This is a genomic window from Mycobacterium noviomagense (assembly GCF_010731635.1).
Taxonomy (GTDB): domain Bacteria; phylum Actinomycetota; class Actinomycetes; order Mycobacteriales; family Mycobacteriaceae; genus Mycobacterium; species Mycobacterium noviomagense.
This window is the reverse complement of record NZ_AP022583.1, coordinates 3,404,132-3,425,771: the sequence shown is the minus strand read 5'-3', so window position 1 is coordinate 3,425,771 and position 21,640 is coordinate 3,404,132. Positions and strand designations below refer to the sequence as shown.

Sequence of the window (21,640 nt, the reverse complement as noted above, 5' to 3'; positions counted from 1 at the left end):
TTCAGCGCGCTCCGTCCGCTGGGCCCCGCCCCTGGCACCGCGGGCACAGGCCGTGCAGGGTCAACCCCGCCCGCTCGGACAGCGCGAAGGAGCTGCCCGCCATCGCCTGTTCGAGCGCTGAACTCAGCTGGCGCGCGGGCACTTCGATGATCGAGCCGCACTGTGTGCACACCGCGTGATGGTGAGGGTCGGCCGCTAACCCGAACGTGGTGACGCCGTTCTCGAGCGTCAGCGCGTGCAGCACACCCTGGTCGACCAGTGTGGTCACCGTCCGGTAAATCGTCGCCAAGTCGGGCGGGGTGAAGCCCGCAGGAGCCGCCTCGCGTAGCCGGTGGTGGATTTCTGCGACCGAGAGATGACCGTTGACCGGCTCGAGGACCGCCAGCACCGCGATGCGTGACGCCATCCGCCGCAGCCCGTGGGAGCGCAGCAACTCGCCGATCCGTTCGGTGTCGGCCGGGTCCAGGGCCGATGGCCTGGTCACTCCTTCAGTATCACGCATCGGATTGCCGAAGCGCAGCCAAAGACCGGATCGGTTGGAATAGCTGCCACACTGGCGGCGTGGTGGGTTCGATCTGCGACGTGCTGCCCGCAGCGGCGGCGCTGCTCGGGGTCGACGGCGCGGTCGATGGGCTGGGGCTGTCGGAGTCGGTTGGCGAAGTGCGTCGCGTCGCGGTGGTGCTGGTCGACGGAATGGGCTGGCATCTGCTGCGCGAACTGGCCGCGGACGCGCCGCTGCTCGCCTCGGTGCTGGCGGGCAGCGCCGGTCGGCTGGATGAACTGGTCTGCACCTTTCCCTCGACGACACCGACGAGCCTGGTGTCGCTTGCCACCGGCGTACAACCCGGTGAGCACGGCGTGCTTGGCTTCACGCTCAAGCTGCCACACACCGACCGGGTGCTCAACCACATCTCGTGGCGCGACGACCCTTCCCCTGCCCAATGGCAGCCAGTGCCAACGTGGTTCGAGCGGCTGGCCCGCGCGGGGGTCAGCGCGCGGGCCGTGCTGCCGGCATCGTTTGTCGGAAGCGGGCTGACCGAAGCGGCATATCGTGGTGCGCTGTTCTGCCCGGTAGGTAGCGACGACGACTACGCCGGGCAGTTGGCCCAGGAAATCCGCGCGGCGCCGGGGCTGATCTACGGCTATACCGCCGCACTGGACACCGCGGCGCACCTGTTCGGTGTCGGCTCGCCGCAATGGCACACCGCGGCGGCAGATGTCGACGCGCTGCTCGCGCGGTTGGTCGAGCAGTTGCCGTCCGATGCGGCGCTGCTGGTCACCGCCGACCACGGCGGGGTGAACGTCGGGCCACAGGCACGGGTCGACCTCGACGCCGACCCGCGGCTGGCGGCAGGAGTGCAGGTGATCGCCGGTGATCCGCGGGTGCGTTACCTCTACACGCAACCCGCGGCGGCCGCCGATGTGCTGGCGGCGTGGAGCGAGACGCTGGCTGGGCTGGCCGAGGTGTGCAGCCGCGACGAAGCGGTGGCGGCCGGGCTGTTCGGTCCAGTGCGCCCCGAGCACCTGGCCCGCATCGGCGACGTCGTCGTCACCTGCACCGGCGACACAGCGGTGGTGGCGACCGCCCACGAGCCGCCCGAGGTGGCCAACCTCGTCGGTTTGCACGGCGCGGCCACCCCGGCGGAGATGGCGATTCCGCTCATCGCCTTCCGCGGTTGAGCGCAGCGGCTACCTGCGAAGAACTTGCAACAATCCCGCGAATCGCCTGCATGGTGCTCGTCAGTCGCCTACCGTTTGCCCGGCCGGGATTTCTATGCACTGTGGGGGACGCGACATGGTGGAGGGCGCTGAGCGCCAGTCGTTGTCATCTCGGGCGCGCAGTGCGCTGACGCCAGCGGAACGGGGCCGCTTGGCGGGAATGTTCGCGGTGATCGTCGCATTGCACTTGATCGGCTGGCTGACCCTCGTAGTGGTCGTTGCGCCCGCGCATTTCAGCCTTGGCGACAAGGTGTTTGGCATCGGCATCGGGCTGACGGCCTACACATTGGGACTGCGGCACGCGTTCGACGCCGACCATATCGCCGCCATCGACAACACCACCCGCAAGCTGATGAATGACGGGCAGCGGCCGCTGGGCGTCGGCTTCTTCTTTTCACTGGGTCATTCGTCGGTCGTCTTCGGGTTGGCGGTGCTGCTGGCGCTGGGAGTGAAGGCGATTATCGGGCCGGTCAGGCAGGGCTCGTCGGCGCTGCACCACTACACCAGCTTGATCGGCACCAGCGTCTCAGGAGCGTTCCTCTATTTGATCGCGATCATCAACGTCGTCATCTTGGTCGAGATTCTGCGCGTATTCGCGCGGATGCGGCGCGGCCACTATGACGAGGCCGAATTGGAAGAACAGTTGAACAGCCGCGGGTTGCTCAACCGGTTGCTTGGTCGCTTCACCAAATCGGTCACCAAGTCATGGCACATGTACCCGGTCGGGCTGCTGTTCGGACTCGGATTCGACACCGCCACCGAAGTCGCGCTGCTGGTCTTGGCGGGCAGCAGCGCTGCGGCCGGCGTGCCGTGGTACGCCATCCTGTGTCTGCCCGTGCTGTTCACCGCGGGGATGTGCGTGCTGGACACCATCGACGGCTCGTTCATGAACTTCGCCTACGGTTGGGCGTTTTCCAACCCGGTCCGAAAGGTCTACTACAACATCACGATCACCGGGTTATCGGTCGCGGTTGCGCTCCTGGTGGGCAGCGTCGAGCTCCTCGGGCTATTGGCCGATCAGCTCGGTTGGAGGGGCGGACTGTGGGAGTGCATCGGCGGCATCGACCTCAACGTGATCGGCTTCGTCATTGTCGCCTTGTTTGTGCTGACTTGGGCTGTCGCGCTGTTGGTTTGGCGCTATGGCCGCATCGAAGAGAAGTGGAGCATGCCGGCTGACCCCGGCGCCTGACAGACACGAGCCGCCTTGAAACAGCACCAAAGCGCGACCAATTGGACGGTATCGCGGGCGCCACAGTTCACTGGTTCTATCATCGGCAAATGTCCACGGTTGGGCGGCTGGCGCTGGCGCTGCTGCTTGACCTGCTGCTTGTCGCAGCGCTGATCATCGTGGGCATCATGGCCCACTCGCTGAGCGTGCTGGCCGCGGGCGTGGACTATCTGGCCGACGGGGCCGCGATCGCCCTGTCGCTATTCGCCATCCGCCTGGCACGCCGGGCCGACCGTGAGGGTCAAAACCGATATCCCAGCCCTACCCACCTTGCGGCATTGGTCAATGCCGGATGGCTGCTAATCCTCAATGTCGGCATTGTGGTCGCCGCTGCGCAGCGGCTCGCCTCGGGCGCCGTCGGCGTCCGCGGCGCGCCGGTGCTGATCGTGGGCGCGGTGGCCGCGGTCGTCATGCTGATCGCCACGGTCATCGTCGGTGTCGACGTCGACGATGGCAACGGCCGCGAGGACCTCAACGTCAAAGCCGTCCGGCTCGATATTGCCGCCGATGCGGCGGCCGCCGCCGGGGTAGCGGTCAGCGGCGCGGTGATCCTATTTACCGGCGGCTGGGACTGGCTCGATCCCGCCGTGGCGCTCACCATCGCCGCGGTGGTCGGCTACCACGCCGTCAACTTGATCGCGCGAGTCCTGATTGCGCTCAGGACGCCGTCCCTGAGCGAGGAGGCTGCAGGCTCATAACCGCGTCTCGTGATGCCGATAGGAGGCATGGCCGCGCGTAGCTTCAACGCACCTCCATCCCAATATGTCCTGCGGCCCACGGTGATTCCGCGTTCGCCGTCGACGGGATGACGGCCAGGCCGCCGGATCAGCTGCAGTGGAACAGCGCCATGAAGCCGAAATCCATGTGCAGTTGCTGGTGACAGTGAAACAGCGACAAGCCGGGTTGGTCGGCGACGAAGTCGACGTCGATGCTCTGGTAGCCGCCCAGCATCGCGACGTCTTTGCGCACACCGGCTGTTGGCGTGCCGGCGACGTGGGTGATTTCAAATGTGTGCCGGTGCACATGGATTGGGTGGACGTCGTCGCTGGCGTTGCGTACGTGTAACCGGTAGCGCTTGCCGTGCTGCAGTTCGATCGGCGGTTGCTTCGACGCCATGGCGAAGCGTTGACCGTTGACCGTCCATACGTTGAAGCCGTTGTCGGCGGCGTTTTGCTTTTCGACGAGCATGTCGATCACGTGATCGGGTGCGGCGGCGCGGGCCCCTGGTTGTGCGAACAGCCGGTAGTCCCACTGAAACGGGGACGGCGGCGCCCACTGCGGCGCACCGGTCTGTCGGGCGTATTCCACCACGATGCCCATGCCGCCGTGGCGGTCGTCGTCGAGAAGATCGCCGAGTATCCACACGCCGGGCTGGCTCATCGTCACCATGGCCGAGATTCGTTCAGCGGCGCCGAGCCACAACACCGGCACGGCAACGGGTTTCGGCACCGGGTTGCCGTCGAGCGCCACGACCGTGAAGGTGTGCCCGGGCAGCGCCAGACTGCGCTCTTCGGTGGCGCTGCCGTTGAGAACATGCAGCAGGACACGCTCACCGGCCTTGACGCGGATCGGTTCACCTGCACCCAGCATCCGCCCGTTGACGCTGAACGCGTCATAGCCCACTTCGTATCCCGGTGGCATTCCGCGGCCCAGCGATCGCGCCATTGCCGCCTCGCCGATTTCGCGAAGCTGGGCATCCTCTTCGCCGGCCAGGAAGCTCTGCTCCATTTCTTCGCCGCGGGTCAGGGTGGGCTGAAATTCCTTGAGCGTGAGGAACACTTCCTGGTCGTAGGCTCCCGGATGCTGGCGTGGTTCGATGTAGACCGGCCCGACCTGACCGGAGTACTGTCCGCCGGCCAGGTCCGCGCCCGGAGTCAGGTGGGTGTGGTAGAAGCGAAAACCCGCCGGTCCGGGCGTGAACGCCAGCCGCCGCATGCCATGAGCGGGGATATAGGGTGTGCCCTCTTCGGCGGCACCGTCCACGTCGACGGGCACGGTCTGTCCGTGCCAGTGCAGCTGTTCTGGGGTGCCGGTGTCGTTGTAGACATCGACAACGGTCGGCTTGCCTTCGGTGAAACGCACCAGCGGACCGGGAAACTGCCCGTTGTAGGTTGTGGTCGTCACTACCCGGCCCGGACCGAGTTCGACTGTGCCGGCGCCGATCCGCAGCGTGTAGTCGGGTTTGCCGCTGGGCCGGGGCTGCCATGGTGCAGTACACGCCGAGCCCACCGCAGCCGCCAGCGCCACCCCGCCGTATTTGAGAAAACCGCGCCGATCTAGCGACATTCAGCGACCCGTGACTCGTTTAGAGCGGCGTGACGTCGGCCGCGCCGATGCTGGCGTCTGGCAGGAAGGTCGCAATGATCATCGATGAAATGCCGTGCAGCAGCGTGCTTTTCACTGGCTCAGTTGCCTCCGACCGTGCTCACCCGTGCGTCGGCATAGGCCCGCGCCGCGTCCACCACCGCCGCGAACAGCCGCAGGTCATCGAGGCTCTCCTCCGGATGCCACTGCACGGCCACCACGAAATTGTCACCAGGTAGCTCGAGCCCCTCCACCACGCCGTCGGCGTCCCACGCGCTGACCACCAGTCCCCTGCCGACTTCGGCAATGGCCTGATGGTGGTAGCACCGCGCATCGCAGGACTCACCCAACAGGGCCGCCAGCCTGGTGCCGGGCACAGTGCGCACCGGCAAGGTCGTGAACACCGCGTTGCCGGCCCGATGCCCGCTGTGCCCGATGACGTCGGGCAGGTGCTGATGCAGGGTTCCGCCGAACGCGACGTTGAGCACCTGGGCACCACGGCAGATCCCCAACACCGGCAGCCCTCGCCGCAGCGCCGCCTCGACCAGCGCGAGCTCCCAAGCGTCGCGGTCGCGACCCGGCTCCTCGGTAGCCGGATGCCGCACCTGGCCGTACACACCTGGATCGATGTCCTTCCCGCCGGTGATCACAAGAGCGTCCAGGCCGTCGAGCACACGATCGGCGATCTGGGCGTCGACTGGCTGCGGCGGCAACAACACCGCCACGCCGCCCGCCAACGTGACGCCTTGGAAGTATGCGGCGGGCAGAAATCCGGCGCTAACGTCCCACACCCCGGTCTGCGCCCGGTCCAGATAGGTCGTCAAGCCGACCACCGGACTGGGCAATCTCGAGACGTTCAAAACCGCGCACCCTCTTTCGTGTCTTCAACCGCTTCGACGTCACGACGTCCGCGCTCTCATCGTATTGCGCTGAAGCGCAGGCCTCTTGCCGTGCGGGAACCGAGACCGACGTTCTCGTTGCGGTCGGGTGTTCAGAAGGTGTGCGTTCGCAGCACGATTTCGGCTGTCAGTTGCGCCGTTGCCTCGTGAGCATTGCGGCGGCCCAGGAGTTCGACGATGCGGTAATCGGCGTAGACATACCGCTGGCTGGCCTTCGCTACCGAATGTGCCGCCGGGGTGCTGACCAGGGCGGTGGTGTTGATTTCCACAGGCGGGCAGTGCTCGTCGCGGATGACGCCGTTCAGATCAGCCACGCGTGGATGTCCGCGATCGATGGCCACCAAACCGGTGAAGCGGTCCAGTCGGGTCGCCGCCAGCTCCCACGCGACTTCCCCGCCGGTGCGGTCCCCGACCACCACGCCCCACTGGATGTCGAGCGCATCGAGGAGACCAACCACCGACTTGGGCGTGAGCCTGGAGTCAGGGCCAACGACAACGGTTCGCAGCGAGGCGGTATGCAAGCGCTCGCATACCGCGTCGTATGCGGCGACCGCGCGTTGCGCGGCACCAAGCAACACCACGACGGAACCCTTGTCTGGACCGGTCACGCTGACCGGGATGGGGAAGCCGTCGATGGTGGTCATCATCATCGAGGGCACTTGAAGCAAGTTACGTCATTCGGGTCGTCCGCGGGCCGTTTCTCCCGGGTCTCTCAGGGCAATATCAGAATCCCGATTTGAGTGGAACTATCATATGCCTATGCGGCACTGGCGTATTGGCAAACAGCGCAAGGCTATTCGACCACGCCTGAAACGATGCGTGGGCGCCGCGGTGCCCCATCATCGAGCAGACCGGTGATCGCATCGATGTCGAGGTGTGCGGCCAAAAGGTCGGCCATCAGATCCAGCTGCGCGTCCCGGCGCGCCGCGACGTCGACATCGTCGGCGACCGCGAAACCGTCGCGTCCGACGAGAATCGCGGCGGTCGTCAACCACTGTCGGCGGAAGGCGTCGTTGTCCAGCAGACCGTGCCAGTGGGTACCGAACACGTGATCGCGCCGATAGCCCTGCGCGCATCCGTCTGCGTCGAACCATGCCGGCTCCGGGCAACGCTGCACCCGGCCGTGGTGGATTTCGTACCCGGTGAGCGGGAATTCCCAGCGGCGCAGGACCTTGTCCGCCCCGAACACGATGTCGGCGTCGAGCAGTCCCAGGCCCTCGACTCGCCCCGATTTCGTTTCCACCGGATCGTCGATGGTCCGGCACAACATCTGGAAACCGCCGCAGATCCCCAGAACCACGCGGCCGGACTGCGCGTGGGCGATCACAGTGTCGGCCAGCCCGCGGTCGTTCAACCAGCGCAGATCGGCCACAGTGGCCTTGCTGCCCGGCACCACGATCACGTCGACGTCGGCCAGGTCCGCAGGGTCGGTGGCCCAGTGCACCAGCACGCCGGGTTCGCAGGCCAGCGCCTCGACGTCGGTGGAGTTGGAGATCCGGGGTAGGCGCAGCGCGGCGACCCGCAAACATTGGCTCCCGCGCGGCGGTTGCGGGATGCCCAGCACCCGGTTGGTCTGCACCGACACGGAGTCTTCGGCGTCGAGCCAGAGCTCGTCGGCGTATGGCAGCACGCCGAAGGTGGGCCGGCCGGTCAGCTCTGCCAATTGCCGCAGGCCTGGCTCCAGCAGCGCCGGGTCGCCACGGAACTTGTTCACGATGAACCCGGCGACCAGGGCCTGGTCTTGCGCGTCGAGCACCGCCACCGTGCCGAACAGGTGGGCGAGCAGTCCGCCGCGGTCGATGTCACCGACCAGGACCACCGGCAGGTTTGCCGCCCGGGCGAGCCCGAGGTTAGCCAAATCGGTTGCGCGCAGGTTGATTTCGGCGGGTGAGCCGGCGCCCTCGCAGATCACCGCGTCGAATTCGGCCCGCAGGCTGGACAAGTCGTCGACCACGATGCTCAGCAGCCGGTCGCGGTGCGCGATATAGCCGGCCGCGGTGACGGAGTCGGCCACCTGTCCCCGGATCACCAGCTGTGAGGTGCGCTCACTGCCAGGTTTGAGCAGGATCGGGTTGAACCTGACGCTGGGTTGCAGGCCGGCGGCTCGGGCTTGCATCGCCTGTGCTCGGCCGATCTCGCCGCCTTCGACGGTGACCACGGAGTTGTTGGACATGTTCTGCGCCTTGAACGGCGCGACGCGAACCCCTTTGCGGGCCAGTAACCGGCACAGGCCGGCGACGACGATGGATTTGCCGGCGTCACTGCTGGTGCCGGCCACCAGCAGGGCACCGCTCACTGTTGTGTGCCGAGCAGACGCAAAAGCCCCTTATTTCGGCACGAAATGGGGGCTTTTGCGTCTGCTCGGGCTAAAGGCATGTCAGGATTTCGGCGCCGGTGTCGGTGACCAGCAGCGTGTGCTCGAACTGCGCACTCCACTTGCGGTCTTTGGTGACCACGGTCCATCCGTCGTCCCAGATTTCGTAGTCCAACCCGCCGAGGTTGATCATCGGCTCGATGGTGAACGTCATCCCGGGCTCGATGACGGTGGTCACAGCGGGCTGGTCGTAGTGCAGCACCACCAGGCCGTTGTGGAAGGTGGTGCCGATACCGTGACCGGTGAAGTCACGAACGACGTTGTAGCCGAACCGGTTTGCATACGATTCGATGACGCGACCGATAACGGAAAGTGAACGGCCGGGTTTGACGGCCTTGATAGCGCGCATCGTCGCCTCGCGGGTGCGCTCGACCAGCAGTCGGTGCTCCTCGGAGACGTCGCCGGCCAAAAACGTCGCGTTAGTATCACCGTGCACGCCGTTGATGTAGGCGGTGACGTCGATGTTGACGATGTCGCCGTCTTCGATCACCGTCGAGTCCGGAATGCCGTGGCAGATCACTTCGTTCAGCGACGTACAGCACGATTTCGGGAAACCCTTGTAGCCCAAGGTTGACGGGTAGGCGCCGTGGTCGACCATGTAGTCGTGGGCGATCCGGTCCAGTTCGTCGGTCGTCACCCCGGGGGCGACTGCTTTGCCCGCCTCAGCGAGCGCGCCGGCCGCGATCCGGCCGGCGATCCGCATCTTCTCGATCACCTCGGGTGTTTGCACCCATGGCTCGCTGCCCTCGCGCGCGGTCGGCTTGCCCACATATTCCGGGCGTGGGATCGACTTGGGCACCGGCAGTGTTCCAGACAGCACGCCGGGCGACAGCGCGGTGCGAACAGGCATGTCGCCAGCGTAGCGGGCGATCAACCTCGACGGCGACGCAGCAGCGACTTGCGCGGACCGCGGATGACGACCGATCCGCATACCACCCGACCGGTCAGCACCACATGCGGATTGCCCTCGGCCGGCGCGGTCTTGCGACGGTCGACGGCGCTGCCTCCATAGACCTCGACGTCGTCGATCGAGGCGCTGGCGCCGTCGGGCAGCCGAATGTCAACGCCGCCGAATTTCATGTCGAGTTCGATGACCACGACCGGTCCCGCGAAGCGCGCCTTGACCAGGTCAAGTTCGACCGGGCCGAGGCGGCGCACCAGCGCCAGCCGGGTCGGCACCATCCATTCCCCGTGACGTTTGAGCGAGCCCAGCCAGCCGCGCAGCTCGACCCGATCGGCCGCGGACGTGACGATCGCCCCGGGACCGGGCAGGTCGCCGACGAGGCTGTCGAGCTCGCCGCGGGTGCGCGCGTAGGACACCTGCGAGGAGCGTTGCTCGAACTCGTTGATATCGATCAGGCCGAGCGCAACGGCGTTGTGCAGCCGACGCAGCGTGCCGTTACGGTCGGCGTCCGAGATCCGCAGTTCTGCCAGTTCGTCCGGGCGGGCCATAGCGGTTTCAATGTACCGCCGCAGGCGTGTATCGGTGATGGCGCAAAGTTGTGAATCGTCAGGTCAGGTAGTCGGCGGGCAACTGGTCGAACATGAACTTGGTCATCCGCACCGCGTACTCCGAGCTACCACCCCCGACGATCAGCGACGCGAACGCCATGTCGCCGCGGTAGCCGGCGAACCAGGAATGCGATCCGCCCGGGAACTCGGCTTCCCCCGTCTTGCCGAAAACCGCACCGCTGCCGGAGATGTCGGTCGCGGTGCCGTTGGTCACCACCAGCCGCATCATCGGCCGCAGACCGTCGAGCATCTTGGGCGTGATCGGCGTGCTGTCGCCGGTGACCTTCGTCGGCCGGCCCTCGATGAGTTGTGGCAGCGGCGTTTTCCCGGCCGCCACCGTGGCTGCGACCAGGGCCATGCCGAATGGGCTGGTCAGCACCTTGCCCTGGCCGAATCCGTCTTCCGTGCGTTCGGCCAGATCGACGGTCGGCGGAACCGAGCCGGTCACCGTGGGGATGCCGTCGACGTCGTAGTCGAGCCCCAAGCCGTACTGGGCGGCCGTATGCGTCAGCCCACGCGGCGGCATCCGGCTGGCCAGCTCGGCGAACGTGGTGTTGCACGAACTGGCGAACGCCCGTGACATCGGCACCACGCCCAGATCGAATCCGCCGTAGTTGGGAATGGTGCGATGCCCGATGTCGACCTCGCCCGGGCAGCCCAACATCGTGTTGGGGGTGGCCATGTCGCGCTCGAGCGCCGCACCGGCGGTCACCATCTTGAAGGTCGACCCGGGCGGGTACAGGCCGGTGGTGGCGACCGGGCCGTCGGCGTCGGCGGCTCCGTTCTGTGCGACGGCGAGGATTTCCCCGGTCGACGGCTTGATCACCACGATCATCGCCTTGCGGCCCTGGTTGTCGACCGCGTGCTGGGCGGCGTTCTGCACCGCACGGTCCAGGCTGATCGTGATCGACGGCGCCGGCGAGGGTTCGACCTCGTGCAGCACGGCGACGTCGACGCCGTTCTGGTTGACGCTGACCACCCGCCAGCCCGCTTGGCCGTCGAGTTCGTCGATGACGGCTTTCTTGACCTCGTTGATGATCGCCGGGGCGAACCGGTCATCGGTCGGCAGTAGTTCGGCCTGTGGGGTGATCACTACGCCGGGCAGGTTGCCGATGGCAGGTGCGACGCGGTTGTTGTCGTCGACCCGCAGCGTGATCAGATCCAGCGGCTTGGGCGACGAGCTGGCCTGCTCGGCGAGGATCTGAGGGTCCAGCGTGTCGTCGAACGGCCGCAGTGCGTCGGCGACGGCGCGGGCTGTGCTGATCAACTCGGTGCCAGCCCGGCTCGCGTCCAGCGTGTAGTGGTAGAGGTAGCCGGGCGCCAGCACGTCGGTGCCGCCTGCCTCGTTGACCGAGGCGCGCCGCGGCGGGTCGGCGCGCAGCGCGAACGTCTGGTGTTCCCCCAGCTTGGGATGCAACCCGGTGGTGGTCCAGCGGACCTGCCAACGGCCTTCGTCGCGCGCCATCTTGAGCTGGCCGTCGTAGGTCCAGGTCCGGTTCTTGGGCAGGTGCCAGGTGTAGCGGTAGGCCACCGTCCCGGTGTCCTCGGTGTACTTGGCGCCGAGCACCTGCGCGTCCAAGTGCGTGGCTTGCAGCCCGGCCCAGGCGGCGTTGAGCGCTGCGCGGGCGTCGCTGGGATCGTCAGTGAGCTGCGAGGCGGTCGCGGTATCGCCGCTGGACATGGCGGAAAAGAAGTGCTCCGCGGCCGGCCCCGGGCCGTCGGGGCGCGGGGTACACCCCGGCACGGCGACCACGGCGACCAGCCCCAGACTTGCGATCGCTGATGCAAATGTGGTTGACGTTGCCATTGTGGCTGATGTTAAGAGCTGTGGCGGGCAGACTGGCGGTGCCACACCGAGACCCGATCTTTACCGGGCCGACACGTCGCCCCGGTGGCCGGACCGCCTGCTTCTTCACCGAGATCGACGATTTGCAGAGGAAGTGCGAGTGCTGAGCGGCTAAACGTCGATCTCGGCGCAGGAGCTCTAGTCCAGCAGCACGGTGGCGAAGGTGCCCACTTCCCGGAAGCCGACGCGGGCGTACGCGGCGCGGGCCACGGTGTTGAAGTCGTTGACGTAGAGGCTGGCGATACGGCCGGTGCCGACGATCACCGCCGCTAAGGTCGCGGTGCCTGCGGTGCCCAGCCCCCGGCCGCGGCGCTCGGGGTGAACCCAGACACCCTGGATCTGGCCCACCGCCGGCGACTGCGAGCCGACTTCAGCCTTGAAGATCACCTCGCCGTGCTCGAAGCGTGCCCACGCGCGGCCCGCCGAGATCAGGCTGGCCACTCGGCGCCGATACCCACGACCGCCGTCGCCGAGTCGCGGGTCGACACCGACCTCACCGATGAACATGTCGACGGCCGCCACGAGGTACGTGTCGAGCTCGTCCGGCCGCACCTGGCGGACCTCAGGATCGATCGCGCAGCTGGGCATCGTGCTCAGGGCCATCAAGGGCTGGCGGTCACGCACGTCGCGGGCCGGGCCCCATGCGCCTTCGAGTCGCTGCCACATCGGCATCACCAGTTCGGCCCGTCCGACCAGCGACGAGCAACGCCGCGAGGCACTCATCGCCTCGTCGGCGAAGGCGTGCAAATCGGCCGGTCCGCCGCGCAGCGGAATCAGGTTGGCGCCTGCGTAGCACAGCGATTCGTCGGCTCCGCGCCGCGTCCATAGTTCGCCGCCGATCGAGTGGGGGTCAATGCCGTGGTCGGCGACACGCGCGGCGACCATGCACGATCCGACGGGATCCTGGGCAAGCACCCGGGCGACGGCGGCGGCGTCGCGCACCACTGACACCCGTCGCTCGCCGACCAGGCGAAAGATGGGCGGAGCCGACATGGTGAGTCTTTCTGTGGCGCCAGGTGGCCCGAATGGCCGTTATCAGCTTACGGTCACAACAGGTGAACCGCTCGTAGTTGTTTCCGCGTGGGAGTCCATTTGCGACGCGAGCCGCATGGCTTCTTCGATCAGCGTCTCGACGATCTGCGACTCCGGCACGGTCTTGATCACCTCGCCGCGCACGAAGATCTGACCTTTGCCGTTGCCGGACGCCACACCAAGATCAGCCTCGCGGGCCTCCCCCGGTCCGTTGACGACGCAGCCCATCACCGCCACCCGAAGCGGCACCTCCAGGCCCTCTAGGCCCGCGCTGACTTCGTTGGCCAGCGTGTAGACGTCGACCTGTGCGCGACCGCACGACGGGCAGGACACAATCTCCAGCGAACGCGGCCGCAGGTTCAGCGACTCGAGGATTTGGTTGCCGACCTTGACTTCCTCGACCGGCGGCGCGGACAGCGACACCCGGATCGTGTCGCCGATCCCCTTGCTCAGCAACGCGCCGAAGGCCACCGCGGATTTGATCGTGCCCTGAAACGCGGGCCCGGCCTCGGTGACACCCAGATGCAGCGGGTAGTCGCACTGGGCGGCCAGCAACTCGTAGGCCGCAACCATCACCACCGGGTCGGTGTGCTTGACGCTGATCTTGATGTTGCCGAAGCCGTGTTCTTCGAACAGCGAGGCTTCCCAGAGCGCCGACTCGACCAGCGCTTCGGGTGTGGCCTTGCCGTGCTTCTCCAGAAACCGCTTGTCGAGCGACCCGGCGTTGACGCCGATGCGGATCGGAACGCCGGCGTCGCCGGCAGCCTTCGCAACTTCAGCGACCCGGCCGTCGAACTCCTTGATGTTGCCCGGGTTGACGCGAACCGCCGCGCACCCCGCCTCGATCGCGGCGAAGATGTAGCGCGGCTGAAAGTGGATGTCGGCGATCACCGGAATCTGGCTGTGCCGCGCGATCTCGGCCAGCGCGTCGGCGTCCTCCTGGCGGGGGCAGGCCACCCGGACGATGTCGCAGCCGGCCGCGGTCAGCTCGGCGATCTGCTGCAAGGTGGCGTTGATGTCGTGGGTTTTCGTGGTGCACATGGACTGCACCGAAATCGGGTAGTCGCTGCCCACCCCGACATCGCCGACCATCAGCTGGCGGGTCTTGCGCCGCGGCGACAGCGTCGGCGGCGGCGACGCCGGCATCCCTAGGCTGGTGGTCATCACAATCTCCTACTGGAACAGCCTGATCGGATTGACCAGATCGGCGGTCACGGTCAGCAACATGTAGCCGACGACCAGCACCAACACTACGTAGGTTGCCGGCATGAGTTTGAGATAGTTCACCGGCGCTGCCGCGACCATTCCGCGCGCCGAGCGGATCATGTTGCGGATCTTCTCGTAAACCGCGATCGCGATGTGCCCGCCGTCGAACGGCAGCAACGGCACCAGGTTGACCGCGCCCAGGATGAAGTTCAGCTGGGCAAGGAAGAACCAGAACGCCACCCACAGCCCGTGGTTGACGGTGTCGCCACCGATGATCGTGGCGCCGACCACGCTGATCGGTGTCTCGGGGTCGCGCTGGCCACCGCCGATGGCATGCACCAACGCCCCGACCTTGGTCGGGATCGCGGCCAGCGCCTTGCCCAGCTCGACGGACAGGTCCCCGGTGAAGACGAAGGTCGCGGGCACGGCAGTCAACGGGTTGTACTGCATGGGCGGGTAGGTCTTCGGCGCCACACCGATCATGCCAACTTTCGACGGCTTGCCGTCGACCCAGCGCTGCGTGGGGACGACGGTCACGGGCACGGTGAGCGTCTTGCCACCGCGCTCGATGACGAACGGAACCGTGCCGTTCACCTTGCGCACCGCAGCCGCCATCTCGTCGAACGTGTGCACGTCGGTGTTGCCGACTTTGACGACCACATCGCCGGCGCGGATGCCGGCCGCGGCCGCCGGGCCGGGATCGGTGCACTGTCCGAACTGGCTCTTGCTCAATTCTGGTGGGACACAAGCAGTTTCGCCGACCACCGCCGCGGTTGACGGATGCAGGTTGGGCAGGCCCCATGCCACAGCGATGACGTAGATCAGCAGCAGCCCGATGAGGAAGTTCATCCCGGGGCCGGCCAGCAACACCGCGCTGCGCTTCCAGGTCTTCTGCTTGTACATGGCGCGGTCGCGTTCGTCGGGCGCGAGTTCTTCGACCGCAGTCATCCCGGCGATGTCGCAGAAGCCGCCGGCCGGAATGGCCTTGAGGCCGTATTCGGTCTCGCCGCGCCGAGTCGACCACAGAGTGGGGCCGAAGCCGACGAAATAGCGGCGGACCTTCATGCCGGTGGCGCGCGCCGCCCACATGTGGCCGCACTCGTGCAGTGCCACCGAGATCAAGATGGCGACGGCGAATGCCACGATGCCGATCACGAACATCATCGGGTGGGCTCCGCCTCCTTTAAACCGCTCGTCGAGACCGCACGTAGCGCCCGTTGCCGGGCCCAGCGCTGCGCGTCGAGTACGTCATCCACGGTAGCGGGTTCGGCGGCCCACTCGTCGGCGTCGGCCAGCACGTCGGCGATGGTGCGCACGACCGCGGGAAAGCTGATCCGCCCGGCCAGGAAGGCCGCCGCGGCTTCTTCGTTGGCCGCGTTGTAGACCGCGGTCAGGCAGCCGCCGGCCCGGCCGGCCCGGCGGGCAAGCTCGACGGCCGGGAAAACGTCGCTGTCCAGCGGCTCGAATTCCCAGCGCGAGGCGGTGGAGAAGTCGCAGGCCGCGGCAGCGCCGGGCACCCGGTCGGGCCAGCCCAGTGCCAAGGCGATCGGCAGCTTCATGTCCGGGGGGCTGGCCTGCGCGATGGTCGAGCCGTCGGTGAACGTGACCATCGAATGCACGATGGACTGCGGGTGGACGACGACCTCGATGCGCTCGTAGGCAACGCCGAACAGCAGATGGGTTTCGATCAGCTCAAGGCCTTTGTTGACCAGCGACGCGGAGTTCAGCGTGTTCATCGGTCCCATCGACCAGGTCGGATGCACCCCGGCTTGCTGCGGCGTGACGTGCTCCAGCTCGGCGGCCGACCAGCCGCGGAACGGTCCACCGGAGGCGGTGAGCACGATCTTGGCGACCTCGTCGGGTGCGCCGCTGCGTAGGCACTGCGCCATCGCGGAGTGCTCTGAGTCGACGGGCACGATCTGTCCGGGCTTGGCTGCCTTGAGCACCAGCGGACCGCCGGCGACCAGGGATTCCTTGTTGGCCAAGGCCAGCCGAGCCCCGGTGGCAAGCGCGGCCAGCGTGGGCTTTAGCCCGAGCGCCCCGACCAAGGCGTTGAGCACGACGTCGGCCTCGGTGGCGTCGATCAGCCGGGTGACCGCATCGGGTCCCCGGTAGGCGACGTCGCCGAGAGCCTGCGCCGCTTGATCGTCGGTGACGGCGATGTTGGTCACCCCGGTCTCGGCGCGCTGTTGTGCGAGCAGCTCCGGACGCCCGCCGCCCGCCGCCAGCCCGACCACCTCGAAGCGGTCCGGGTTAGCGGCGATGACCTCCAGCGCCTGGGTGCCGATCGAGCCGGTGCTGCCCAGCACCAGGACTTTGATGCGGCGGCTGCTCACCCATTTATTGTGCCGTGTGCCTGCACCGCCCGGTGGATGTCGACGTCGCCGGAGCCGGTGCGCACCCGCACCAGCAGTGTCTCCTCGCCCTCTTTGGGCCCGTCGGACGGCTCGAGGCGGTTGGTGACGGTGCCGGACCCGGTCATGACGTCGAGCTGGGCCGCGGTGCCCTCGGGGATGCCGATCTGCACGGCGCCGCTGCTGGTGTGGGCCAGTGCGGCTCCGCTGACGGCGGCGGCGATGCTGACCGAGCCGGACGAGGTCTGCGACTTCAGGTGGCCGCGCAGGTGGCCGATGCTCAACGCGCCGCTGGCGGCCTGGAACTTGGTGTCGCCGTCGAGGACGCCGACGTCGACATTGCCTGACGAGGTGGCCGCCTTGAGCCGTCCGCTGATCGACTGCAACGCGAGATTGCCGCTGGCCGAGGCAAACCGGAACTCGGCGAGGTCGCCGTCGGAATGCACGTCGGCGGATGCCACGGACACCTGTGCGCTGGAGTGCGACGGGAGTTCCACGACGATGTCGACCGCACCCATGCGGTAGCCGAGAAAGCCGTGTTTAGCCGGTGCCACGGCGAGTTTGCCGTTGGCATAAGAGATCCGGGCCTCCTCGGCGGAGCGGACGTCGGCTTGGCGGGACGGGTCATGGGGGCGAACCTCGGCGACCGTGTCGTCGCGGTCGGTCGCGACGAGCCGGACTGAACCAGCAGCGGCTTGAATGCTCGCCGTGATCGGTTGCGGGGTATGAAATGTCGGCATCAGTTCTCCTTTGTTCGGCGTCAGCGCACCCAGCCGGTGACGTGGTGACGAGTGGCGGTCGAGGGTTGGCGGGTGGATTGCAGCGCGGCAGCTGCGGCGCGGACCAGCCAGCTGTTCAGCGACGAGCCGTCGCGGCGAGCGGCGGATTCGACAGCCGCCCGCAGGCCTTCCGGCAACCGCAGGGTCACCCGCCAGGTGCCGCCGCCGCCGCCGTCGACCGTGAGGAACGGGTCCTCGGCGGGCTCGTCGAGCGGGGCGGTGACGATGAACTCGGGTTCGCGGCCACGCAGCCGGACCTCCACCGAACGCGGGGCCAGCTCGCGCGTGATCTCTTCGGCAGCCGCCGACAGGGCCTCCAGCAGCGCCAGCCGCATCGCCGGCTCCAGTGCAGTGCTGAGCCGACCCGCGAGGGTCTGCGCCTCTGGCCCGGCGGCCGCAGCGGCGACGTCGAGCTCGTGCCGTACGGCGTCGACATACGACTGCAAATGCATAGTGTCATGGTGACATCATTCTGATGTCGTATCAAGCGTCATTTGGTGTAGCGCCTAGCGCATCCTTGGTCGATCCGGGATATGCCAGAATTTCCGCTAACAACCGCCGACCCTGAGGAGTCAACGTGGTCAGTACCGAGGTCGAGCGTCGTACCGAGGTCGAGCGTCGTACCGAGGTGGAGCGTCGCATCGAGGTCGACACTGCCGAGGTGCCATCCGCGGCGTGGGGCTGGAGCAAGATCAACCACCGGACATGGCACATCACCGGCCTGGTCATCGTCGTGTTCCTGCTGGCCATGCTGCGGGGCAACCACGTCGGCCACATCGAGGACTGGTTCCTGATCGCGTTCGCGGCACTGACGCTTTTCGTCCTGGTGCGCGACTGGTGGGGACGCCGGCGGGGCTGGCTGCGCTAAGCGCTCAGCCCTCCGCGGCCAATTGGCCACAGGCGGCGCTGATTTCGCGGCCTCGGGTATCGCGCACCGTGCAAGAAATGCCCTTGCTGCGCACCCGCCGTACGAATTCCTGCTGCACGGATTTGGGGCTCGCGTCCCAGACGCTGCCCGGTGTCGGGTTGAGCGGGATCAGGTTGACGTGTGCCAGCCGGCCCAGGGCCCGATGCAGCCGCTCGCCCAGCAAATCTGCCCGCCACGGCTGGTCGTTGACGTCGCGGATCAATGCGTATTCGATCGATACCCGCCTGCCGGTCACGTCGGCGTAATAGCGGACCGCCTCTAGCGCCTCGCCTACGTCCCATCGGGTGTTGACCGGAACCAGTGTGTGGCGCAGCTCGTCGTCGGGCGCGTGCAGCGACAGCGCCAGCGTCACCGCCAGGCGCTCGTCGGCGAGCCTGCGGATCGCCGGCGCCAGACCGACCGTCGACACCGTCACCGCCCGCGCCGAGATTCCGAAACCGGACGGCTCCGTGATGCGGCGCACCGCGGCCACCACCCGCGCGTAATTGGCCAGCGGCTCGCCCATGCCCATGAACACCACATTCGACAACCGGTCACCGAAGTCGTCGCGCAGCGCCGCCGCCGCGGCGCGCACCTGCTCGAGAATCTCAGCGGTCGACAGATTTCGGGTCAGCCCGCCCTGCCCGGTCGCGCAGAACGGACACGCCATACCGCAGCCCGCTTGCGAGGAAATGCACACCGTGTTGCGTTGCGGGTAGCGCATCAACACCGACTCGAACGTGGTGCCGTCGCCGGCCCGCCACAAGGTCTTACGGGTCTGGCCGCCGTCGCACGCGATGTCGCGGACCGCGGTGAGCAGGTCGGGGAACATGGCGGTGGCGACCAGCTCGCGAACGGCTGCGGGCAGATCGGTCATCTGATGCGGGTCGGCGATCAGCCGGCCGTAGTACTGGTGGGCCAGCTGTCTGGCGCGATAGGCCGGCAGGCCGAGCTCCGCGACGGCGGCGACACGCCCGGCCGCGTCGAGATCGGCAAAATGCCGTGGCGGCAGTCCGCGCCGGGGCGCATCGAACACCAATTGCTGCGTCATGATCACTGTCCAGTGTGACGTCCCGGCGGACGGGCTCTGTCTCAGGGCAGCAGCGTCAGCACGATCCAGGCCACGACTGCGGACGGCAGGAATCCGTCGAACCGGTCCAGCACTCCCCCGTGACCGGGCAGCAGCCTGCCCATGTCCTTGATGCCCAGATCGCGCTTCACCTGAGATTCCACCAGGTCGCCCAGCGTGTCGGTGACGACCAAGGCCAGTCCCAGCAGCGCCCCGATCCACCACGGCTTGCCGGCCAGGTACGTCACGCTCAAGGTCGTCGCTGCCACCCCTAAAACCAGCGAACCGACCAGGCCTTCCCAGGTTTTCTTCGGGCTGATCGCCGGCACCATCGGATGCCTGCCGAACAGCACGCCGGCGGCGTACCCGCCGACGTCGGAGCTGACCACTCCGACCGCCAGGGAAAAGACCCGCCCCGCGCCGTCGTGCTGGTAGACCAGCAGCGCCGCGAACGACGCGAACAGCGCAAGCCAGGCACCCAGGAAGACGGTGACGGACACGTCGCGCAGATAGTTCGCCGGAGGGGGCTCGGCTTCGGTGGCCGCGGTTCGGCCGTGCGGGCTCAGCAACCGCCACATCATGCAGACCACGACTGTGCCACCGAAACCGGCCAGAGCGCCGGATGTGCTGAAGGGCCAGGTCAGCCACAGCGTGGCTTGGCCGCCGACTAGCAATGGAACGACGGGGATCACGTACCCGGCGGTCCGCACCCGTTGGTAGACCTCGAGCGTCCCGAATAGCACGCCGGCAGAGAGGATGCCGACGAACGCATATCGCGCGTATACCAAGCTGGCGATGACGCCGCCGCCGAGCGCTGCCCCCACCAGGATCGCAACGGGCAGGTTGCGGCCGGCCCGGGAGGTCTTGTCGTGCGGGCCGCCGGCGCCGGTATCAGTGTCTGTCACGGACATGGGTTGCTGAGCGGCCGCTAGACCTCCAGCAGCTCGCCTTCTTTGTGTTTGACCAGGTCGTCGATCTGCTCGACGTACTGATGGGTGGTCTTTTCGAGATCCTTCTCGGCACGGATCACCTCATCCTCGCCGGCCTCGCCCTGCTTGCGGATGCGGTGCAGTTCCTCCATGGCTTTGCGGCGGATGTTGCGCACCGACACCCGGGCTTCCTCGCCTTTGTGCCTGGCCTGCTTGACCAGCTCCCGGCGGCGCTCTTCGGTCAGCTGCGGGACGGCCACCCGGATGAGGGTGCCGTCGTTGGTGGGGTTCACGCCCAGGTCGGAGTTGCGGATGGCCGTCTCGATCGCATGCAGCTGGTTGGCCTCGTACGGCTTGATGACGACGAGCCGGGCCTCGGGCACGTTGATGCTGGCCAACTGGGTGATCGGGGTGCTTGCGCCGTAGTAGTCGATCGTGATGCGGGAGAACATGCCCGGGTTGGCCCGGCCGGTGCGGATGGTCGCCAGGTCGTCACGGGCCACCGAAACCGCCTTTTCCATTTTCTCCTCGGCGTCGAAAAGAGCCTCTTCTATCATCTGCGCCGCTCCTCCTCGTCGTCCCCTCGCAGGCTGGGGACCCCCGCGCTCTGCATCGTCGCCGGCGGGGATCATTTGCGCCGCTCCTCCTCATCGCTACGCTCTGCATCGTCGCCGGCGCGGGCCCCCGTTACGTGGTGACCAGTGTTCCGATCTTCTCACCCGCGACTGCGCGGGCGATATTGCCGTCAGTCAGCAGGTTGAACACCAGAATCGGCATGCCATTGTCCATACAGAGGCTGAACGCGGTGGCATCGGCCACCCGCAGCCCACGGTCGATGACCTCGCGGTGGCTGATCGCGGTGAGCAGTTCGGCGTTCGGGTTGACCCGCGGGTCCTCGGCAAAAACTCCGTCGACCGCTTTGGCCATCAGCACCACGTCCGCGCCGATCTCCAGCGCCCGCTGCGCGGCCGTCGTGTCGGTGGAAAAATACGGCAACCCCATGCCGGCCCCGAAGATCACCACTCGGCCTTTCTCCAGGTGCCGGCGCGCTCGCAGCGGGATGTAGGGCTCGGCGACCTGACCCATGGTGATGGCCGTCTGCACCCGGGTGACGATGCCTTCCTTCTCCAGAAAGTCTTGCAGCGCAAGGCTGTTCATGACGGTACCGAGCATCCCCATGTAGTCGGATCGGCTGCGTTCCATGCCGCGCTGCTGCAACTGCGCACCGCGGAAGAAGTTGCCGCCGCCGATGACCACCGCGACCTGCACGCCGTCGCGGACCACTTCGGCGATCTGACGAGCGACCTGCGCCACCACGTCGGGATCCAGGCCCACCTGGCCGCCGCCGAACATCTCGCCACCGAGCTTGAGCAACACCCGCGAGTATTTCGACCGGCTCGACGGCTGGCCGTCGTCCGGTGCGCCGTGACTGCCCGGCGGCTGCGGCTCGCTCATCAAACTCCTCGCATAAGGGCACCCCGC

Annotated in this window: 22 protein-coding genes; 4 read left to right on the top strand and 18 right to left on the bottom strand. The window is 67.2% G+C overall.

Annotated elements, in window-relative coordinates; translation table 11 throughout:
• Nucleotide 1: 1 nt before the first annotated feature.
• Nucleotides 2-484 carry a Fur family transcriptional regulator gene (locus G6N15_RS16190; protein WP_232070254.1) on the bottom strand — a complete coding sequence of 161 codons (483 nt, stop codon included), beginning with the start codon at nucleotides 482-484 and terminating at the stop codon, nucleotides 2-4.
• Between the two features lie 77 nt (nucleotides 485-561).
• On the opposite strand from G6N15_RS16190, the gene G6N15_RS16185 reads away from it, so the two are divergent.
• The 3 genes from G6N15_RS16185 (at nucleotide 562) to G6N15_RS16175 (ending at nucleotide 3,645) form a co-directional block, all read left to right on the top strand.
• Nucleotides 562-1,680 (top strand): alkaline phosphatase family protein, encoded by a 1,119-nt coding sequence (locus tag G6N15_RS16185; RefSeq protein ID WP_083087909.1) that lies wholly within the window; start codon nucleotides 562-564, stop codon nucleotides 1,678-1,680.
• A 115-nt stretch (nucleotides 1,681-1,795) separates the two neighbouring features.
• Nucleotides 1,796-2,908, top strand: a complete 1,113-nt coding sequence (gene nicT / locus G6N15_RS16180) for a Nickel transporter NicT (RefSeq protein ID WP_083087910.1) — start codon at nucleotides 1,796-1,798, stop codon at nucleotides 2,906-2,908.
• An 89-nt stretch (nucleotides 2,909-2,997) separates the two neighbouring features.
• The gene (locus tag G6N15_RS16175; protein WP_083087911.1) at nucleotides 2,998-3,645 is read left to right on the top strand and encodes a cation diffusion facilitator family transporter; all 648 of its coding nucleotides are present in this window, start codon (nucleotides 2,998-3,000) and stop codon (nucleotides 3,643-3,645) included.
• 127 nt (nucleotides 3,646-3,772) lie between these two features.
• Here the strand turns inward: G6N15_RS16175 and G6N15_RS16170 are convergent, their stop codons facing one another.
• The 13 genes from G6N15_RS16170 to G6N15_RS16110 all read right to left on the bottom strand — a co-directional run bounded on the left by G6N15_RS16170 (nucleotide 3,773) and on the right by G6N15_RS16110 (nucleotide 17,705).
• Nucleotides 3,773-5,233, bottom strand: coding sequence for a multicopper oxidase family protein (locus G6N15_RS16170; RefSeq protein WP_083087912.1), 1,461 nt, complete (start codon nucleotides 5,231-5,233; stop codon nucleotides 3,773-3,775).
• Nucleotides 5,234-5,352: 119 nt separating this feature from the next.
• Nucleotides 5,353-6,084 (bottom strand): gamma-glutamyl-gamma-aminobutyrate hydrolase family protein, encoded by a 732-nt coding sequence (locus G6N15_RS16165; protein ID WP_083087913.1) that lies wholly within the window; start codon nucleotides 6,082-6,084, stop codon nucleotides 5,353-5,355.
• A gap of 158 nt (nucleotides 6,085-6,242) precedes the next feature.
• Nucleotides 6,243-6,794 carry an alpha/beta fold hydrolase gene (locus G6N15_RS16160; protein WP_372506489.1) on the bottom strand — a complete coding sequence of 184 codons (552 nt, stop codon included), beginning with the start codon at nucleotides 6,792-6,794 and terminating at the stop codon, nucleotides 6,243-6,245.
• Between the two features lie 149 nt (nucleotides 6,795-6,943).
• The gene (locus G6N15_RS16155; protein WP_083087915.1) at nucleotides 6,944-8,446 is read right to left on the bottom strand and encodes a cobyric acid synthase; all 1,503 of its coding nucleotides are present in this window, start codon (nucleotides 8,444-8,446) and stop codon (nucleotides 6,944-6,946) included.
• 70 nt (nucleotides 8,447-8,516) lie between these two features.
• On the bottom strand, nucleotides 8,517-9,374 hold the full coding sequence (map, locus tag G6N15_RS16150) for a type I methionyl aminopeptidase (RefSeq protein ID WP_083087916.1): 858 nt from the start codon (nucleotides 9,372-9,374) through the stop codon (nucleotides 8,517-8,519).
• A 20-nt stretch (nucleotides 9,375-9,394) separates the two neighbouring features.
• Entirely contained in the window at nucleotides 9,395-9,976 is a 582-nt protein-coding gene (locus G6N15_RS16145) for a DUF1707 SHOCT-like domain-containing protein (protein ID WP_083087917.1), read from the bottom strand.
• A gap of 58 nt (nucleotides 9,977-10,034) precedes the next feature.
• On the bottom strand, nucleotides 10,035-11,843 hold the full coding sequence (locus G6N15_RS16140; protein WP_083087918.1) for a penicillin-binding transpeptidase domain-containing protein: 1,809 nt from the start codon (nucleotides 11,841-11,843) through the stop codon (nucleotides 10,035-10,037).
• A gap of 177 nt (nucleotides 11,844-12,020) precedes the next feature.
• Nucleotides 12,021-12,875: a GNAT family N-acetyltransferase gene (locus tag G6N15_RS16135; RefSeq protein ID WP_083087919.1), complete on the bottom strand. Its 855-nt coding sequence runs from the start codon at nucleotides 12,873-12,875 to the stop codon at nucleotides 12,021-12,023.
• 42 nt (nucleotides 12,876-12,917) lie between these two features.
• Nucleotides 12,918-14,078 (bottom strand): flavodoxin-dependent (E)-4-hydroxy-3-methylbut-2-enyl-diphosphate synthase, encoded by a 1,161-nt coding sequence (gene ispG / locus G6N15_RS16130; protein ID WP_083087920.1) that lies wholly within the window; start codon nucleotides 14,076-14,078, stop codon nucleotides 12,918-12,920.
• Between the two features lie 9 nt (nucleotides 14,079-14,087).
• The gene (locus G6N15_RS16125; protein WP_083087921.1) at nucleotides 14,088-15,284 is read right to left on the bottom strand and encodes a M50 family metallopeptidase; all 1,197 of its coding nucleotides are present in this window, start codon (nucleotides 15,282-15,284) and stop codon (nucleotides 14,088-14,090) included.
• Nucleotides 15,281-16,456 (bottom strand): 1-deoxy-D-xylulose-5-phosphate reductoisomerase, encoded by a 1,176-nt coding sequence (dxr, locus tag G6N15_RS16120; protein ID WP_083087922.1) that lies wholly within the window; start codon nucleotides 16,454-16,456, stop codon nucleotides 15,281-15,283. Before dxr ends, G6N15_RS16125 begins: the two co-directional genes overlap by 4 nt.
• Complete coding sequence (locus tag G6N15_RS16115) at nucleotides 16,453-17,214, bottom strand: DUF4097 family beta strand repeat-containing protein (protein WP_083087923.1); 762 nt, start codon at nucleotides 17,212-17,214, stop codon at nucleotides 16,453-16,455. The genes dxr and G6N15_RS16115 overlap by 4 nt, the downstream gene beginning before the upstream one ends.
• 20 nt (nucleotides 17,215-17,234) lie before the next feature.
• Nucleotides 17,235-17,705: a histidine kinase gene (locus tag G6N15_RS16110; RefSeq protein WP_083087924.1), complete on the bottom strand. Its 471-nt coding sequence runs from the start codon at nucleotides 17,703-17,705 to the stop codon at nucleotides 17,235-17,237.
• A 125-nt stretch (nucleotides 17,706-17,830) separates the two neighbouring features.
• On the opposite strand from G6N15_RS16110, the gene G6N15_RS16105 reads away from it, so the two are divergent.
• Nucleotides 17,831-18,121, top strand: a complete 291-nt coding sequence (locus tag G6N15_RS16105) for a DUF2631 domain-containing protein (protein ID WP_083087925.1) — start codon at nucleotides 17,831-17,833, stop codon at nucleotides 18,119-18,121.
• A gap of 4 nt (nucleotides 18,122-18,125) precedes the next feature.
• Here G6N15_RS16105 and rlmN read toward each other — a convergent pair whose 3' ends face one another.
• From rlmN to pyrH, 4 genes are all read right to left on the bottom strand, one after another.
• On the bottom strand, nucleotides 18,126-19,211 hold the full coding sequence (gene rlmN / locus G6N15_RS16100) for a 23S rRNA (adenine(2503)-C(2))-methyltransferase RlmN (protein WP_083087984.1): 1,086 nt from the start codon (nucleotides 19,209-19,211) through the stop codon (nucleotides 18,126-18,128).
• A 41-nt stretch (nucleotides 19,212-19,252) separates the two neighbouring features.
• The gene (locus G6N15_RS16095; RefSeq protein WP_372506482.1) at nucleotides 19,253-20,134 is read right to left on the bottom strand and encodes a phosphatidate cytidylyltransferase; all 882 of its coding nucleotides are present in this window, start codon (nucleotides 20,132-20,134) and stop codon (nucleotides 19,253-19,255) included.
• A 23-nt stretch (nucleotides 20,135-20,157) separates the two neighbouring features.
• Complete coding sequence (gene frr, locus G6N15_RS16090; RefSeq protein WP_083087927.1) at nucleotides 20,158-20,715, bottom strand: ribosome recycling factor; 558 nt, start codon at nucleotides 20,713-20,715, stop codon at nucleotides 20,158-20,160.
• Between the two features lie 130 nt (nucleotides 20,716-20,845).
• The gene (gene pyrH / locus G6N15_RS16085; RefSeq protein ID WP_083087928.1) at nucleotides 20,846-21,613 is read right to left on the bottom strand and encodes a UMP kinase; all 768 of its coding nucleotides are present in this window, start codon (nucleotides 21,611-21,613) and stop codon (nucleotides 20,846-20,848) included.
• Nucleotides 21,614-21,640 lie beyond the last annotated feature (27 nt).